Genomic DNA, 16,302 nt, shown 5'->3' with positions numbered 1-16,302 from the left:
TCCCGACGGTAGACCCCCTTCGTCCGGCGCGGTAGCGGGCGTCCCACCGCGACGCGCCGAGTGGCGGTGACGGAGCGACCGACGGCGTGCTCGGCTGTCGGGGGCGCGATCTAGACTCGGGTCGATGTCCGAGCTGCCGCGTCCCGAGAACTTCGTCCACCTGCACAACCACACCGAGTACTCCATGCTCGACGGTGCCGCGCGGATCAAGGACATGTTCTCGACCGCCCAGGAGATGGGCATGCCGGCGATCGCGATGACCGACCACGGCTACCTCTTCGGGGCACACGAGTTCTGGAAGACCGCGCAGTCCTACGACGTCAAGCCGATCATCGGCCTCGAGGCCTATGTCGCCCCCGGGACGCACCGCAGCGACAAGACCAGGGTGAAGTGGGGCGACGAGCGCACCCGGCCCGGCGACGATGTCTCCGGTGGTGGCGCGTACACCCACATGACGCTGCTGGCCCGCAACAACACCGGCATGCACAACCTGTTCAAGATGGGCTCGCGGGCCTCCCTCGACTCCGTCTTCGCCAAGTGGCCGCGACTCGACCGCGAGCTGCTCTCCCAGTACGGCGAGGGGCTCGTCGCGACGACAGGCTGCCCCTCCGGCGAGATCCAGACGCGGCTGCGGCTGGGCCAGTACGACCTCGCGGTCCAGGCCGCGTCGGAGTTCCGGGACATCTTCGGCCGCGAGCACTACTTCCTCGAGCTGATGGACCACGGCAACCAGATCGAGCGCCGGGTGCGCGAGGACCTGATGCGCCTGGCCAAGGACCTGCAGCTGCCGCTCCTGGCGACCAACGACCTGCACTACGTCAAGCAGGAGGACGCGATCGCCCAGGACGCGCTCCTGTGCATCAACTCCGGGTCCAAGCTGCACGACCCCGACCGCTTCAAGTTCGACGGGGAGGGCTACTACCTCAAGTCGCCCGAGGAGATGCGTCGGCTGTGGCGCGAGCTGCCCGAGGCGTGCGACAACACCCTGCTCGTCGCGGACATGTGCGAGGTCTCCTTCGTCGAGGGCGAAGGGCGGTACATGCCGAAGTTCGACTGCCCGCCTGGGGAGTCGGAGCAGTCGTGGTTCGTCAAGGAGATCCAGACCGGCCTCGGTCGCCGCTTCCCGGACGGCATCCCGGAGTACGCGCAGAAGCAGGCCGACTACGAGATCGACGTCATCGTCGGCAAGGGCTACCCCGGGTACTTCCTCGTCGTCGCCGACTTCATCAACTGGGCCAAGCGCAACGGCATCCGCGTCGGGCCGGGCCGTGGCTCCGGTGCCGGCTCCATGTGCGCCTACGCGATGGGCATCACCGACCTCGACCCCGTGCCGCACGGCCTGATCTTCGAGCGCTTCCTCAACCCCGAGCGCAAGTCGATGCCCGACTTCGACGTGGACTTCGACGAGCGCCGGCGGGCCGAGGTCATCAAGTACGTCTCCGACAAGTACGGCGACGAGCGCGTGGCGATGATCGCCACCTACGGCACGATCAAGGCGAAGCAAGCGGTCAAGGACGCCGCCCGCGTCATGGGCCACCCCTTCAACGTCGGCGAGCAGCTGACCAAGGCGATGCCCGCCGACGTCATGGGCAAGGGCGTGCCGCTGGCGAAGATGTGGGACAAGGAGCACGACCGCTTCGGGGAGGGGCAGGAGTTCCGCCAGCTCGTCGAGTCCGAGAAGCACCTCGGTGAGGTCGTCGACCTGGCCAAGGGCCTCGAGGGTCTGAAGCGCCAGTGGGGCGTGCACGCCGCCGGCGTCATCATGTCGAGCGAGCCGCTCATCGACGTCATCCCGATCATGCGCCGCCTGCAGGACGGTCAGGTCCTCACGCAGTTCGACTACCCGACGTGCGAGACGCTCGGCCTGGTCAAGATGGACTTCCTCGGCCTGCGCAACCTGACGATCCTCGACGACGCCCTGGTCAACATCAAGGACAACCGCGACGAGGAGATCGACCTCGACGCGCTGAGCAAGGACATGACCGACAAGGCGACCTACCGCCTGCTGAGCCGTGGTGACACGCTCGGGGTCTTCCAGCTCGACGGCGGCGGCATGCGCACCCTGCTGCGCCTGATGCAGCCGGACAACTTCGAGGACATCTCCGCCGCCCTCGCGCTCTACCGCCCCGGCCCGATGGGCGTCAACGCGCACACCAACTTCGCCCTGCGCAAGAACGGCCGCCAGGAGGTCGTGCCGCTCGACCCGCAGCTGAAGGGGAAGCTCCAGCCGCAGATGGAGGAGGCCCTCGGCCCGATCCTCGGCACGACGTACGGTCTGTGCATCTACCAGGAACAGGTCATGGAGATCGCGCAGAAGCTGGCGGGCTACACGCTCGGCAACGCCGACCTCCTGCGCCGCGCCATGGGCAAGAAGAAGAAGGAGGTCCTCGACAAGGAGTACGTGCCCTTCTCCGAGGGCATGAAGGCCAACGGCTACAACGAGGCGTCGATCGCCGCGCTGTGGGGCGTGCTCGTCCCCTTCTCCGACTACGCGTTCAACAAGGCGCACACCGCCGCGTACGGCCTGGTCTCCTACTGGACCGCCTACCTCAAGGCCAACTACCCGGCCGAGTACATGGCCGCCCTGCTCACCTCGGTCGGCGACGACAAGGACAAGTCGGCGCTGTACCTCAACGAGTGCCGCCGCATGGGCATCAAGGTGCTGCCGCCCTCGGTCAACGAGTCCCAGGCCCGCTTCTCGGCCGTCGGCACCGACATCCGCTTCGGCCTCAACGCCATCCGCAACGTCGGCCGCAACGTCGTCGACGGGATCATCGCGGCCCGCGAGGAGAAGGGGGCCTTCACCTCCTTCGACGACTTCCTCGCCAAGTGCCCGGCCGTCGTGTGCAACAAGCGGACCATCGAGTCGCTCATCATGGGCGGCGCCTTCGACGACCTCGGCCACCCGCGGCAGGGGCTGGTCATGGTCCACGAGGAGTACGTCGACGCCTTCGTCGGCGTCAAGCGGCAGGAGGCCGTCGGCCAGGACTCGCTCTGGGACATGTTCGGCGGCGGCGACGAGGAGGCCGACGTGGCCGGCGCCGGCATCGAGGGCATGGGCCTGCGGCCGATCCCGCAGGTGGAGTGGGACAAGCGGGCCAAGCTCGCCAACGAGCGCGAGATGCTCGGCCTCTACGTCTCCGACCACCCCCTCTTCGGCGTCGAGCACGTGCTGCAGCGCGCCGCCGACACCTCGATCGCGACCCTCACGCAGCCCGACTCCGGGGTGAAGGAGAACAGCAATGTCACCGTTGCGGGGTTGGTCACCGGGCTGAGCGTCAAGCGCACCAAGAAGGGCGATCTCTGGGCGATCGCGACCGTGGAGGACCTCGAGGGGGCCATCGAGTGCCTCTTCTTCCCCAAGACCTACCTCACGGTCCAGACGATGCTCACCCAGGACATCGTCGCGGTCGTCCGCGGGCGGGTGAACGCCCGCGACGACACGGTCTCGATCTACGCCGAGGACCTGACGATCCCGGAGCTCACCGACGGTCCCCGCGGACCGGTCGTCCTCACGCTCGACTACGCGCGGGCGACCACCGGCCGCATCGAGGAGGTCAAGCAGGTGCTCTCCCAGCACCCGGGCAGCACCGACGTGCAGATCAAGCTCGTCCAGCCCGGACGATCCGTGACGATGTCGGTCGACCCGTCCTACCGGGTCGAGCCGACCGAGGCGCTCATCGGTGACCTCAAGGTGATCCTCGGCGCCCGGGCGGTGTCGGCATGAGCGAGCACGTGAAGGGGGAGGCCCCCACCCCTCCCGTGGCGGCGCAGAAGCCGTGGACCCGCACCCACCACGGCGAGGACGTCGCCGACCCCTACGAGTGGCTCCGTGACGGCGAGGACCCCGAGGTCCTCGCCCACCTCGAGGCGGAGAACGCCTACGCCGAGGCCACGACGGCGCACCTGGCCCCCCTTCGCCAGCGCCTGTTCGACGAGATCAGGAGCCGCACGCTCGAGACCGACCTGAGCGTCCCCGTCGCCTCCGGCGACTGGTGGTACTACGCGCGGACCGTCGAGGGCAGCCAGTACGCGATCCAGTGCCGCGCGCCGCTCACCGACCGCACGACCGTGCCCGAGCTCGACCCGTCGCAGCCGCTGCCGGGCGAGGTCGTGCTGCTCGACGGCAACGCGCTCGCGCAGGGCCACGAGTTCTTCTCGCTGGGTGCCTTCGAGGTGAGCGCCGACCACAGCCGCATGGCGTACGCCGTCGACGTGACCGGTGACGAGCGCTTCGACGTCACGGTGCTCGACATCGCCACCGGGGAGGTCCTCGACGAGGCGGTCACCGGGGCGGGGTACGGGCTGGCCTTCTCCCGGGACGCCCGGCACCTCTTCCACGTCGCCGTCGACGACGCGTGGCGGCCGCACGAGGTGTGGCGGCACGAGATCGGCACCGCCCGGGACGCCGACGCGCTGGTGCACCGCGAGGACGACGAGCGCTTCTGGATGGGCATCGGCACCAGTCGCGACGAGCGCTGGGTGGTCATCGGCCTCGGCAGCAAGACGACCTCCGAGGTCCACCTCGTCGACGCCGACGACCCGACCGCTGCGCCGCGGTGCGTCGCGCCCCGACGGGAGGGCGTCGAGTACGACGTCGAGCCCGCCGCCGACCACCTGCTCATCGTGCACAACGAGCGCCAGCCCGAGGGCGACCTCGCGTGGGCGCCGCTCGAGGCCACGAGCGCCGATCAGTGGCAGCCGCTCCTGGAGCGCGCCGAGGGCGAACGCTTCGTCGGGGTCGACGCCTTCGACGACTTCGCGGTCCTGTCGCTGCGTGCCGACGGGCTGCCGGCGCTGCGCCTCCTGCCGCGACGGGCGAGGTCCACCCCCTTCGTCGGCTCGGACTACGGGCCACCGACCGCGGTGGCCTTCGACGACGAGCTGCACTCGGTCCACCTCGGTCCGGTCGCCGACACCGACACCGACCGCATCCGGGTCGTCCACGAGTCCTGGGTCTCGCCGCGGTCCGTCCTCGACCTCGTCGTGGCGACGGGCGAGCGGACGGTCCTCAAGCGCCAGCCGGTGCTCGGTGTCGACCTCGAGGACTACGAGCAGCAGCGCACCTGGGCGACCGCGCCCGACGGCACCCGCGTGCCGGTCTCGCTCGTCATGCGCCGCGGGACCGTCGCCGACGGCACCAATCCCGGCCTGCTGTACGGCTACGGCAGCTACGAGATCAGCATGGACCCGTACTTCTCCATCGCCCGGCTGTCGTTGCTCGACCGCGGGGTGGTCTGGGCCGTCGCCCACGTGCGCGGCGGCGGCGAGCTCGGGCGGCACTGGTACGACGACGGCAAGATGCTCGCCAAGCGGCAGACCTTCACCGACTTCGTCGCGGTCGCCGAGCACCTCCACGAGACCGGCTGGGTGGCCCGTGACCGCTTGGCGATCGAAGGGGGGTCCGCCGGCGGTCTCCTCGTCGGTGCCGTGGCCAACCTGGCGCCCGACCGCTTCGCCGCGGTCCTGGCGGCCGTCCCCTTCGTCGACGCGCTGACGACGATCCTGCGGCCGGACCTGCCGCTCACGGTCGGCGAGTGGGAGGAGTGGGGCAACCCGCTCGAGGACCGCGAGGTCTACCGCTACATGCGCGGCTACAGCCCCTACGAGAACCTCGCGGACGTCGAGTACCCCGCCGTCCTCGCGACGACCTCGCTGCACGACACGCGCGTCTACTTCACCGAGCCGGCCAAGTGGGTGGCGCGGCTGCGCGAGGTGACCCGGCACTCGCCCGAGCGCCCGGTGCTGCTGCGCACCGAGATGAGCGCCGGGCACGGCGGACGCTCGGGTCGCTACGACGCCTGGGAGCAGACCGCGTGGGAGTGGGCGTGGGTCCTCGACCGGATCGGCGCGACCGAGCTCACCCCAGGTCGAGGGTGATGAACTTCGGCCGGTAGAGCGTCGGGTCGCGGGTCAGCTCACCGAAGTCGAAGGTGTTGACGTTGTACGAGATGAGCAGCTGCTCGTCGTCGGACAGCGTGGGGTGGCCGTGCGCGTTGTACGTGAAGTGCTGCCCGCGTCCCGACTCGGGGGTCTCGTAGATCCGCTGCGGGTCCGCCCACGGGCCCTGCGGCGAGCACGCCGTCCACGCGTTGATCCCGGGGCTGAAGGGCTGCGAGGTGTCCGAGGAGATCATCAGGTAGCCGTCGCGGTAGGGCGTGACGCTCAGCTCGTTGGCCACGCCGTCGGTGAGCCGCGCGCTCCGCGTCGGGTCGCTCGTCCACCCGTCGGCGCCCCGGTACTCCCAGCGGGTGCGGTCGGTGAGGTTGCCGGCGGGCACGCGCGCCAGGTGCAGGTGCTTGGTCTGCTCGAGGTCCTCGATGCCGTAGACGTAGGTGTACGTCGGTGTTGGCATCACCCCGGCGCCCCAGGCGACGTGGTCGGTGCCGGAGCTGCCGGGGTCGATGATCTCCTCCACCTCGAGGCCCGGCAGCGAGACCCGCGCCATGGCGTTGCGGTCCCACGCGAAGCCCTGCTCGCCGACCCGGCGGGTCAGGGAGAGGAAAACGACGAGCTCCTCGCCCTGCACGAGCGCGTCCTGCACCCAGTAGTAGGTGTCCTCGCTCGGGTCGGGGAAGAAGGACTCGGGCCCCTCGGACGTGTGCGTGCTCAGGCGCCCGGAGTCGTCCTCGGCCACGAGCGCGTTGTGGACCATCGCCATGCCCGGTCGCGGTGTGCCCCCGGCGGTGACCTCACCGATGAAGGAGTCGGAGAACAGCCACAGCGTGCGACCGTCGGGCAGCCCCACGGAGTACGTCGAGTCGCCACCGACCCACCCGGGTCCGGTGAGCTCGAAGCGCCGGTCGTCCTCGCGTGACGGCGTCGCCCAGTCGAACTCCGCCGTCACCGCGTCGCAGCCCGCCCCGGGTGCCTCGTCCGTGCAGGCCGCGAGCATCCCCCCGCCGAGCGCGAGCGCGACGAGGCCCGCGGTGACACCGGTGCGGCGCATGCGGGCTCCTCGGACGAAGGGGGTCGCCCCCATTGTGACCGACGGGTCACCTCGGGTAGGTGGCTGCGGCGCGTCCCCGATGTCACGACTGCGCAATGACAGGTGTCATGGGGAGACATCTCGCAGCCCGGGGAGCATCATGGGGGTGAGGGCCCGGCCGCCCGACCGTGCCCACCGAGACCAGGAGGTGCCCGATGGGCGCAGCAGTCGAGATCAGCACCGGTGACATCGCGCCGGAGCACCTGGCAGGCAAGCACGTGATGCTCGGGTCCACCGAGCTCGGGGTCCTCGGGGGGTCCGAGTCGTCGGTCCGCTACGACATCCCGTCGGGCAAGCACGTGCTCTACCTCAAGGACGGGCTGACGACCTCGGGTGCGGTGGCCTTCCGGGTCCAGGCGGGGCACTGCGCGCAGATCGTCGTCAAGGACACCGAGGCGGGGATCTTCAGCGCCTTCTTCGGCGGCTGGTTCGCCCTGCAGCGCGCGGGCGATCATCGCCTCGAGCCCGGGGTGCCCGGCGCCGAGGAGATCTCCGAGGACGAGGTGCCCGTCGGGGCATGAGACCCGTGGGGGAGCATGTCCCCCATGAGCACCGACGACGCCGCCCGGCTGGCCCGCGGCGAAGAGCTGGAGTACCGGGCCGCGCGCGTGGGCATGGTCTTCGTCCTGATGTTCTGCCTCGGCTTCACCGTCATCGGCCTGTGCCTTCTCGGCGGCGAGGGACTGCTGCGGATGCTCGGGGTGGCGCTCATCGTCTTCTTCGGTGCCGTCGGCATCCCCGTCGCGGTGTGGAGGCTCGCGCGTCCCGGCGTCCACGTGCGCGTCTCGGCCGCCGAGGGCGTGTGGATCCGCGAGCTCGGCGCGTGGATCCCGTGGTCGCACATCGTCTCGGTCGGTCGCGGACGGGTGGCGGCACGTCCCGTCGTCGAGCTGCACCTGCGGGACGGTCGGACGGTGGAGATCCCGCAGACGATCAGCGCCTCCCCGCTCGACGTCCACCCGGTCCTCGCCGCCGAGCACGCCCGCCAGTCCTGACGGCGCCGGCCTGCTCATTACGATCGGGAGCATGCGCGTCACCCAGCTGCGGATCTACCCGGTCAAGTCCCTCGGGGGCACCGACGTCGACTCGGCGCAGGTCGAGCCGTGGGGCCTGGCCGGGGACCGACGATGGGCGCTCGTCGACCCGGCGGGGGAAAAGGTCACCGCCGCGAGGAGCACGCCCTGCTGCGCCTGTGGGCCGAGCAGGTCGACGAGGAGACCATCCGCATCCACGACGAAGGGGAGAGCATCCTCGTCGACGTCCCGCTCGGTCTCCCACCGGTCCCGGTGAGCCACTCCCGTCAGGGATTCGCCCCGCCCGCGGACCAGGACGTCAGCGAGTGGATCAGCGACCGGGTGGGTCGCCCGCTGCGCCTCGTGTGGCAGGAGGACCCGCGGGTCCGGCGGATGTCCGGCGCGCACGGGGGCCTCGAGGGCGACACCCTCTCGCTCGCGGACGCCGGGCCGCTGCTGCTCACCTCCGAGGTCTCGCTCGCCCGGCTGCAGGAGTGGGTGGGCGCGGACGAGGAGCCGCTCAGCATGCTGCGCTTCCGCCCCAACGTCGTCATCGACGGCGAGGAGGCCTTCGTCGAGGACGCGTGGCCGACGGTGCGCATCGGTGACGTCCGGTACCGGACGGCCGAGGTGTGCGACCGCTGCGTCATGACGACGATCGACCCGGTCACGCTGGCCACGGGCCCGGAGCCGATCCGCACGCTCTCGCAGTACCGCAGGTGGGAGGGCAAGACGTGGTTCGGCACGCGTCTGGTCCCGCTCGGCGCGGGCGGGCTGCGGCTGGGCGACGAGGTCGTCCCCGGACCCTGAGGGGCCCTGCGACACGCGGGTCGCACGCCAGCCGTTGACAATTGTGAGGGGCACCACTACGTTCGCAAACTGAATCTGAACACAGATTCATTTCAGAGGTTCTCAACGAGGAGATTCCCGATGGCGCTTGTTCCTTCGTCCCGAGTCCGCCGTTCCTTCGCCCTGGCCGCGAGCGGAAGCCTGGTGCTCGCTCTCGCTGCCTGTGGCGGGGAGGGGAGCGACGGAGGGGCCGGTTCGGGTGGCGACACCCTCGTCATCGGCTACTCCGCCGGGATCAGCGGCGGCGCTGCCGAGTACGGCCGCAACGTGCAGAACGGTCTGCAGATGGCGATCGACGACCTCAACGAGGAGGGCGTCGAGATCGACGGCAAGCAGTACACGCTGAAGCTCGAGAGCCTCGACGACCAGTACCAGCCGAGCACCACCGGGACCAACGCCCAGCGCCTCGTGCAGAAGGAGGGCGCCAAGATCGTCTTCGTCCCGCACGCTGGTGGCATCAAGGCGGCCCAGGAGCTCAACACCTCGCGCGACAAGTTCCTCATCGGCGCCTACAGCTCCGACCCGGACATCCTCTCCAGCGGCAACGAGCTCACCGTGATGATCCCGCCGTCCTTCACCAGCTACATCGACCCCTTCATCGACAAGGTCGACACCAAGGGCAAGGGCAAGCTCGGCCTCCTCACGACCTCGAGCGAGTTCGGCCAGGAGTGGACCAAGGCGGCGACCAAGAGCTGGCAGGACGCCGGCGGCCAGGTGCTCTCCAACAACAACATCGACTACGGCACCGTCTCCGACTTCGCAGGACCCGTGTCCAAGACGCTCGCCGGCAAGCCCGACGTCATCCTCGTCGGCGGCCCCTCGCAGCCGACCGCGCTGATCATCGAGGAGGCCCGCAAGCAGGGCTACGACGGTGCCTTCATGGTCATCGACCAGGCGAAGTTCGAGGAGATGGAGGAGTTCACCGAGCCGGAGAACCTCGACAACTCCGTGGGCATCGCCCCCGTCAAGGAGTTCGAGGGGACCGAGGACTTCATCTCCCGGTACCAGGAGAAGTTCTCTTCCGACAAGCCGGTCAACGCCGACATCGCGCTCAACTACCAGTCGCTCCCCGTCTTCGTCGAGGCGATGAAGAAGGCCGGCAGCACCGACGACCCGGAGGCCATCCGCGAGGCCATGCCCGAGGCCGTCGGCGAGGTCGACGACAAGTTCAAGGTCGCCTTCGCGCCCGACAGCATCACCGACAAGGGCCACTTCGTCTCCGACGGGCTCAAGGCGGCCTACCGCAACGACAAGGGCGAGTACGAGACCTTCGACATCGACCAGCCGAAGGAATGAGCCCGGTGACCAGCGACCCCCACGGAGGTGACGGATGACCCTGTTCATCCAGCAGCTCATCAACGGTCTGGCGCTCGGCGGCATCTACTGCCTGGCCGCCATCGGCCTGACCCTCGTCTTCGGCGTGCTCGGGTTCCCCAACCTCGCCCACGGCGCGCTCTTCATGGTCGGCGGGTACCTGACCTACACCCTGCTCGTCGACGTGGGGCTGCCCTACGTCGTCGCCATCGTGCTGGCGGCTGTGCTGCTGGCGGCCATCGGTGTCGTCTTCGAGCGGCTGATCTTCCACCCGCTGCGCAACGCGCCGCACACCCACCACATGATCGCGACGGTGGGCGTGATGTTCTTCCTGACGTCCGTCGTCCAAGAGGTCTGGGGGACCGGGTTCCTACGGATGGAGTCCCCCTTCGACGGGCGGCTGACCGTGGCCGGCGCGCAGATCTCCTGGCAGCGGATCATCATCATCGTCACCGCGATGGTCGTCCTGATCGCCCTGACCTTCTTCCTCAAGAGGTCCGTGCACGGTCAGGCGATCGAGGCGATCGAGCAGGACCGGACCGGTGCCGCTCTGGTGGGCATCAACCCCAACGTCGTCTCGATGCTGACCTTCGCCGTCTCGTTCGCCCTCGTGGCGATCTCGGCGGGGCTCGTCGCCCCGATCCAGCTGCTGTCGCCCGGGATGGGGGAGTCCCTGAGCCTCATCGTCTTCGCGATCATCATCCTCGGCGGGCTCGGCTCCCTCCCCGGAGCCATCATCGGTGGGTTCGTCATCGCGATGGCAGAGGTCATGGCCTCGACCTACATCTCCGTCGGCGCCGGGCAGGCGGCGGTCTTCGTCGTCCTGATGGCCGTGCTCGCGATCAAGCCGACCGGGCTCTTCGGGATGGTGGAGCAGCGATGACCACGATGCTCAAGCCACGGCTCCTCGGCGTCGCCGTCGTCCTCATCGCCTTCCTCGTGGCGCCGTTCCTCGTCGAGGGCCAGCCCTACCTGCTGCGCATCGTCACCACGGCGGCGGTCTACGCGATCGCGGCCTACGGGATGAACATCATCCTCGGCCTGACCGGGCAGCTGTCCCTGGCCCACGGTGCCTTCTTCGGTGTCGGTGCCTACGTCGTGGGACTGGCCACGACCGACCACGACTGGTCCTTCTGGACCGCGTTCCTGGTCGCCGTCCTCGTCACCACGGTGCTCGGCTACGCCTCGGGGCTGATCGCCCTGCGGACCCAGGGGGCCTACTTCGCCATCTTCACCATGGCGCTCGGGTTCCTGATCTACATCATCATCATCCGGTGGGAGTCGGTGACGCACGCGCACTCGGGTGTCAGCGGGATCAAGCTGCCCGAGGGCATCGGTCCGATCGACTTCGAGGACCCGGTGGCCCTCTACTACCTCGTGCTGCTCTTCCTCGCCGGAGCGGCGTACACGACGCACGCGATCCTCGGCTCCAACGCGGGACGCTCGCTCGTGGCCATCCGCACCTCTGAGGACCTGGCGAAGTCCATCGGGGTCAACGTCGGCGTGAGCAAGCAGCTGGCCTACACCGCCTCGGCGGGCACGGCCGGTCTGGCGGGCGGGCTCTTCGCCACGCTCAACGGCTTCATCGGCGCCGACTCCGCGTCGATCGACCTGACCTTCCAGTTCCTCCTCTTCCTGCTCATCGGCGGGATGGGGACGGTCATGGGACCGATCGTCGGCAGCGTCCTCGTGGCCTTCCTCTTCGAGATGCTGCAGGATCTCGAGGCCTACCGCTTCATCGTGCTCGGCCCGATCATCGTCCTGCTCGTCATCTTCGCCCCGCGTGGGATCGTCGGGTACCTCAACGAGTTCATCGCGGGACGACGGCGCAGATCCTCGCCACCCGAGGCCGCCGTCGCCTCGACCACGACGGAGAGGGGACTGTGATGTTGCTCGAGGTACGTGGGCTCGGCAAGGCCTTCGGTGGCCTGGACGCGGTCAAGGACGTCGACTTCGACGTCCCGGAGGGCTGCGTCACGGCGATCATCGGACCCAACGGCGCTGGCAAGTCGACCTTGTTCAACCTGCTCGCGGGGTTCTACCGGCCGACCTCCGGCACCGTGACCTTCCGGGGCAAGGACATCACCGGCATGCACCCGCACCAGACGGTGCGGGAGGGCATCGCCCGGACCTTCCAGACGACGCACCTCTTCGAGGGTGCCACCGTCCTGGACAACGTGCGGGCCGCCAGCGTCGTGCGCTCGACGTCCAACGCGCTCGACGCGGTGCTGCACACGCCGCGGCACCGGCGGGACGAGCGGCGCAGCCTCGCGAGGTCGATGAGCGAGCTCGAGTTCGTCGGCGCGGCGCACCTGAGGGACGAGATCGCCTCCACCCTCCCGCAGGAGGCGCAGAAGCGGATCTCGATCGCCCAGGCGCTCGCCACCGAGCCGGTCCTGCTGCTCCTCGACGAGCCCGCCGCCGGGACCACCGACGAGGAGACGGAGTCCTTCGGGATGCTCATCCGGCAGATCGTCGCCCGCGGGATCACCGTCTGCCTCGTCGAGCACAAGATGTCGATGGTGATGAACTTGGCCGACCAGATCGTCGTCCTGGACCACGGTCAACGCATCGCCATGGGCACCCCGGAGGAGATCAGGAACGATCCGCTCGTCATCGAGGCCTACCTCGGTGCCGACGCGGGCGCGGCAGGAGCAGCATCATGATGAGCATCACCGGCCTGAGCGCCGGGTACGGCGCGGGCAACGTCCTGCACTCGGTCGACATCACCGCACCGGCGGGTGAGCTGACGGTCATCCTGGGCGCCAACGGGTCAGGGAAGTCGACGCTCTTCCGCACGGTGAGCGGCATCCTGCGGCCGACCAGCGGACGCGTGGAGTTCGACGGAGAGGAGACCACCCGGGCCCGACCGGCGACGATCGTGCGCAGGGGGCTCGCGCACTGCCCCGAGGGACGCCACCTCTTCCCACGGATGTCGGTGGAGAAGAACCTCACGCTCGGTGCCTACGTCGGTCGACGGGACAGGAAGCGCGTGCGTGAGCTCCTCGCGCGCACCTACGATCTCTTCCCCGTCCTGCGCGACAAGAGCCACCAGAACGCGGGCTCCCTCTCGGGCGGGCAGCAGCAGATGGTGGCCATCGGTCGTGCGCTGATGTCGGACCCGAAGATGCTCATCCTCGACGAGCCGTCGATGGGGCTGGCACCGCTCATCACGCAGCAGGTCTTCGACGCCATCGTCGGGATCAACCGGGAGGGCATCGGTGTCCTGCTCGCAGAGCAGAACGCGCGATCCGCGCTGAGGATCGCGACCACCGGGTACGTCCTCGCGGAGGGCAGGGTGGTCCTCTCCGGTCCCGCCGCCGACCTGGCTGACGACCCTGCGGTGCAGCAGGCCTACCTCGGGGTCTGACCGGTGAGCACCGAGGACGAGACCCTGCGCCGCCTCCAGAGTGACGGAGGCGGCGCAGGCCGCGCCGCCACGGCGTACGGGCCAGGGCCCGACCAGCTCGTCGAGGTCCTCGCACCGGCCACCGCCGACCCGGCCCCGCGCACCCTCGTCGTCGTCCACGGGGGCTACTTCCGCCCCGGAGTGGACCGGGCGCACGCCCGACCCATGGCCGCGGCACTGGCGAGCGCCGGGTGGCGCGTCGCCCTGGCCGAGTACCGTCGGGTGCCCGGCGACCCCGAGGCCACGACGACCGACCTCGCTGCCCTCGACGCCCACCTGCGCGGCGCGGGTCACGACGTCGCCGCGTGGGTCGGCCACAGTGCCGGCGGGGCGCTCGTCATGTGGCGGGTGCTGCAGGCGCACCTGCCCGCGACGCGGGCCGTCGCCCTGGCGCCCGTCGCCGACTTCGACGCCGCCGTTGCGGAGCACCTGGGCAGCGACGCAGTCCTCGACTGGGTCGGCGCGTCGCCCGAGGAGGCCCCCGCGCTCTACGCGCGCCTCGACCCCACGCGGCTGCGCACCGCCGATCCCGTTGCGGCGCAACGGATCCACGTCCTCCACGGCGACGCGGACGGGACCGTCCCCCTTCGTCAGTCGCAGGGGTGGGAGCGCACGGTGCTGCTAGGGGCCGACCACTTCGACCCGGTCGACCCGACCTCGCCGCACTGGCCGGCGGTGCTCGACGCCGTCAGCGGCTGAGCGCCTCGCCGATCCGCAGCAGCGCCTCGGCGACCTCGCCGTACGACGTGCTGAGCGGTGAGAGCCCGAGCCGGATCCCGTCGGGCTCGCGGAAGTCCGGCACGACGTCGGCCGCCCACAGCTCGCGGTAGACCTCGCGGAACCGCGGGTGGCCGATCGTCACGTGCCCGCCGCGGTCGGCGTCCTCCCGCGGCGAGACGACCCGCACCCCGTGCTCGGCGAGGGTGTCGTCGACGGCGTCGATGACGAAGCGTCCGAGACGGGTCGCCTTGTCCCGCACCGCATCCAGCCCCACCGACGCGATGAGGTCGACCGTGTCCTCGATCCCGACCATCCCGAGCACCGGCGGGGTGCCGGAGATGAACCCGCGCATCCCCGCCCCGGCCTCGTAGCCCGGCCCCATGACGAAGGGCTCGGCGTGCCCCATCCACCCCTGGATCGGCTGCCGCAGCGTGCGCTGGTGCCGGGCCGCGACGTAGCCGAAGGCCGGGGCGCCGGGCCCGCCGCCGAGGAACTTGTAGGTGCACCCCACGGCGAGGTCGACGCCCTGCGCGTCGAGGTCGCACGGCAGCACGCCGACGGAGTGGCAGAGGTCCCACAGGACCAGGGCGCCCGCGTCGTGCGCGAGGGCGGTGATCGCCCGCAGGTCGGCGACCCAGGCCGACTTGTACGCGGCGTGCGAGAGCAGGACGACGCCGGTGCGCTCGGTGAGCGCGCCGGCCACGAGGTCGGGGGTGACCCCCTTCGCCGGGTCCGGCTCGAGCCACACGAGACGTGCCCCGGTCTCGGCCGCGATGCCTTGCGCCACATAGCGATCGGTGGGGAAGTTCTCCGAGTCGAGCACGATCTCCGGTCGGTCGGGGCCGGCAGCGGCGACGGCCGCGCGCAGGAGCTTGTAGAGCATGACGGTCGTGGAGTCACCGACGACGGTCTGGCCGGGTGCGGCGCCGAGGCAGACCTCGCCGATGCGGTCGCCGAGCCGCAGCGGCAGCTCCATCCACCGCTCGTCCCAGGAGCGGATGAGTCGGTCGGCCCACTCGTGCTCGACGAGGTGCGTGATCCGCTCCGCGGTGGCCCTCAGCGGCCGACCGAGCGAGTTGCCGTCGAGGTAGGCGACGAGGCCCGCGGACGGCAGGTACAGGTCACGGCAGTGCCGAAGGGGGTCGGCCGCGTCGAGCGCGGCGGCCCGGTCGCGCAGCGCGCTCGCGCTCACGAACCGATCTCCGTGCGCACCGCGAAGAGCTCGGGGAAGAAGGTCAGCTCGAGCGCCCGCTGCAGGAAGCCCACGCCGGAGGAGCCTCCGGTGCCGGTCTTCATGCCGATGGTGCGCTGCACGGTCTTGAGGTGCCGGAAGCGCCACAGCTGGAAGTTGTCCTCGAGGTCGACGAGCTCCTCGCAGGCCTCGTAGACGTCCCAGTGGGCCTCGGCGTGCGAGTAGATCTCGGTGAAGACGGCGGTGAGCTCGGGGTCGATCTCGTGGGCGCGCGTGACGTCGCGCGTCAGCACGCGCTCGGGGATCGGGTAGCCGCGGCGGGCGAGGTACCTGAGGAACTCGTCGTAGAGGCTCGGGGCCTCGAGGAGCTCGGTCAGCGCGGCGTGCGCCGCGGGGTCGGCCTCGTGGACCTGGAGCATGCCGGGGTGCTTGTTGCCGAGCGCGAACTCGACGCCCCGGTACTGCCACGACTGGAAGCCCGACGCGTGGCCGAGGTAGGGCCGGAACTCCTGGTACTCCGTCGGCGTGAGCGTCGCGAGCACGGACCACTGGTCGGTGAGCGTGCGCTGGATGTGCTTGACCCGGGCGATGCGCTTGAGGGCGATGCGCATCTCGTCGGCGGCGAGCAGCGCCATCGCCGAGCGGGTCTCGTGCAGCACGAGCTTGAGCCACAGCTCCGAGGTCTGGTGCTGGATGATGAAGAGCATCTCGTCGTGGTGCTCGCTCAGCGGCCGCTGGGCGTCCAGCAACGTCTCGAGCGCCAGGTAGGACCCGTAGGACATATCCTCCCGGAAGTCGCGGTGGACGCCGTCCTCGA

At 70.0% G+C, this 16,302-nt stretch carries 14 protein-coding genes and 1 pseudogene; 12 read left to right on the top strand and 3 right to left on the bottom strand.

Annotated elements, in window-relative coordinates; translation table 11 throughout:
- Positions 1-124 precede the first annotated feature (124 nt).
- Both dnaE and JT1_RS07080 read left to right on the top strand, forming a co-directional pair.
- Positions 125-3,727 carry a DNA polymerase III subunit alpha gene (dnaE, locus tag JT1_RS07085; RefSeq protein ID WP_068324940.1) on the top strand — a complete coding sequence of 1,201 codons (3,603 nt, stop codon included), beginning with the start codon at positions 125-127 and terminating at the stop codon, positions 3,725-3,727.
- On the top strand, positions 3,724-5,880 hold the full coding sequence (locus JT1_RS07080; protein WP_068324939.1) for a S9 family peptidase: 2,157 nt from the start codon (positions 3,724-3,726) through the stop codon (positions 5,878-5,880). The genes dnaE and JT1_RS07080 overlap by 4 nt, the downstream gene beginning before the upstream one ends.
- Here JT1_RS07080 and JT1_RS07075 read toward each other — a convergent pair.
- Positions 5,861-6,949, bottom strand: coding sequence for a DUF5005 domain-containing protein (locus tag JT1_RS07075; protein ID WP_068324938.1), 1,089 nt, complete (start codon positions 6,947-6,949; stop codon positions 5,861-5,863). The genes JT1_RS07080 and JT1_RS07075 overlap by 20 nt on opposite strands.
- Before the next feature lie 194 nt (positions 6,950-7,143).
- Here JT1_RS07075 and JT1_RS07070 point away from each other — a divergent pair, with 194 nt between their 5' ends.
- From JT1_RS07070 to JT1_RS07030, 10 genes and pseudogenes are all read left to right on the top strand, one after another.
- Positions 7,144-7,509, top strand: a complete 366-nt coding sequence (locus JT1_RS07070) for a hypothetical protein (protein WP_068324937.1) — start codon at positions 7,144-7,146, stop codon at positions 7,507-7,509.
- A gap of 24 nt (positions 7,510-7,533) precedes the next feature.
- A complete protein-coding gene (locus JT1_RS07065) occupies positions 7,534-7,983 on the top strand; it encodes a hypothetical protein (RefSeq protein WP_068324936.1) in 450 nt (149 codons plus the stop codon).
- A 31-nt stretch (positions 7,984-8,014) separates the two neighbouring features.
- A pseudogene (locus JT1_RS18905) lies at positions 8,015-8,101 on the top strand (MOSC N-terminal beta barrel domain-containing protein); the annotation flags it as partial.
- 14 nt (positions 8,102-8,115) lie between these two features.
- Positions 8,116-8,811, top strand: coding sequence for an MOSC domain-containing protein (locus JT1_RS07060; protein ID WP_255218281.1), 696 nt, complete (start codon positions 8,116-8,118; stop codon positions 8,809-8,811).
- Positions 8,812-8,994: 183 nt separating this feature from the next.
- Positions 8,995-10,146: an ABC transporter substrate-binding protein gene (locus tag JT1_RS07055; protein WP_255218280.1), complete on the top strand. Its 1,152-nt coding sequence runs from the start codon at positions 8,995-8,997 to the stop codon at positions 10,144-10,146.
- 34 nt (positions 10,147-10,180) lie between these two features.
- Positions 10,181-11,047: a branched-chain amino acid ABC transporter permease gene (locus JT1_RS07050; protein ID WP_068324934.1), complete on the top strand. Its 867-nt coding sequence runs from the start codon at positions 10,181-10,183 to the stop codon at positions 11,045-11,047.
- Positions 11,044-12,051, top strand: a complete 1,008-nt coding sequence (locus tag JT1_RS07045) for a branched-chain amino acid ABC transporter permease (protein ID WP_068324933.1) — start codon at positions 11,044-11,046, stop codon at positions 12,049-12,051. The genes JT1_RS07050 and JT1_RS07045 overlap by 4 nt, the downstream gene beginning before the upstream one ends.
- The gene (locus tag JT1_RS07040; protein WP_068324932.1) at positions 12,051-12,830 is read left to right on the top strand and encodes an ABC transporter ATP-binding protein; all 780 of its coding nucleotides are present in this window, start codon (positions 12,051-12,053) and stop codon (positions 12,828-12,830) included. Before JT1_RS07045 ends, JT1_RS07040 begins: the two co-directional genes overlap by 1 nt.
- Positions 12,827-13,534, top strand: coding sequence for an ABC transporter ATP-binding protein (locus tag JT1_RS07035; protein WP_068324931.1), 708 nt, complete (start codon positions 12,827-12,829; stop codon positions 13,532-13,534). The genes JT1_RS07040 and JT1_RS07035 overlap by 4 nt, the downstream gene beginning before the upstream one ends.
- 3 nt (positions 13,535-13,537) lie before the next feature.
- Complete coding sequence (locus JT1_RS07030; RefSeq protein ID WP_068324930.1) at positions 13,538-14,272, top strand: alpha/beta hydrolase family protein; 735 nt, start codon at positions 13,538-13,540, stop codon at positions 14,270-14,272.
- Here the strand turns inward: JT1_RS07030 and JT1_RS07025 are convergent.
- Positions 14,262-15,485, bottom strand: a complete 1,224-nt coding sequence (locus JT1_RS07025; RefSeq protein WP_068324929.1) for a kynureninase — start codon at positions 15,483-15,485, stop codon at positions 14,262-14,264. The two genes, JT1_RS07030 and JT1_RS07025, sit on opposite strands and share 11 nt — an antisense overlap.
- Positions 15,482-16,267 (bottom strand): tryptophan 2,3-dioxygenase, encoded by a 786-nt coding sequence (gene kynA, locus JT1_RS07020; RefSeq protein ID WP_211596787.1) that lies wholly within the window; start codon positions 16,265-16,267, stop codon positions 15,482-15,484. Before kynA ends, JT1_RS07025 begins: the two co-directional genes overlap by 4 nt.
- Positions 16,268-16,302: the final 35 nt, after the last annotated feature.

It is taken from the genome of Janibacter terrae NBRC 107853 (assembly GCF_001591405.1).
GTDB classification, from domain to species: Bacteria; Actinomycetota; Actinomycetes; order Actinomycetales; family Dermatophilaceae; genus Janibacter; species Janibacter terrae.
This window is presented reverse-complemented; position numbering and strand designations above follow the sequence as displayed.

Bases quoted from the DNA above. Each gene is read 5' to 3' on its own strand.
- JT1_RS07060 (WP_255218281.1), top strand. From the start codon at position 8,116: ATGGGCGCTCGTCGACCCGGCGGGGGAAAAGGTCACCGCCGCGAGGAG.
- dnaE (WP_068324940.1), top strand. From the start codon at position 125: ATGTCCGAGCTGCCGCGTCCCGAGAACTTCGTCCACCTGCACAACCAC.
- JT1_RS07065 (WP_068324936.1), top strand. From the start codon at position 7,534: ATGAGCACCGACGACGCCGCCCGGCTGGCCCGCGGCGAAGAGCTGGAG.
- JT1_RS07070 (WP_068324937.1), top strand. From the start codon at position 7,144: ATGGGCGCAGCAGTCGAGATCAGCACCGGTGACATCGCGCCGGAGCAC.
- JT1_RS07080 (WP_068324939.1), top strand. From the start codon at position 3,724: ATGAGCGAGCACGTGAAGGGGGAGGCCCCCACCCCTCCCGTGGCGGCG.
- JT1_RS07045 (WP_068324933.1), top strand. From the start codon at position 11,044: ATGACCACGATGCTCAAGCCACGGCTCCTCGGCGTCGCCGTCGTCCTC.
- JT1_RS07050 (WP_068324934.1), top strand. From the start codon at position 10,181: ATGACCCTGTTCATCCAGCAGCTCATCAACGGTCTGGCGCTCGGCGGC.
- kynA (WP_211596787.1), bottom strand. From the start codon at position 16,267: ATGTCCTACGGGTCCTACCTGGCGCTCGAGACGTTGCTGGACGCCCAG.
- JT1_RS07075 (WP_068324938.1), bottom strand. From the start codon at position 6,949: ATGCGCCGCACCGGTGTCACCGCGGGCCTCGTCGCGCTCGCGCTCGGC.
- JT1_RS07040 (WP_068324932.1), top strand. From the start codon at position 12,051: ATGTTGCTCGAGGTACGTGGGCTCGGCAAGGCCTTCGGTGGCCTGGAC.
- JT1_RS07035 (WP_068324931.1), top strand. From the start codon at position 12,827: ATGATGAGCATCACCGGCCTGAGCGCCGGGTACGGCGCGGGCAACGTC.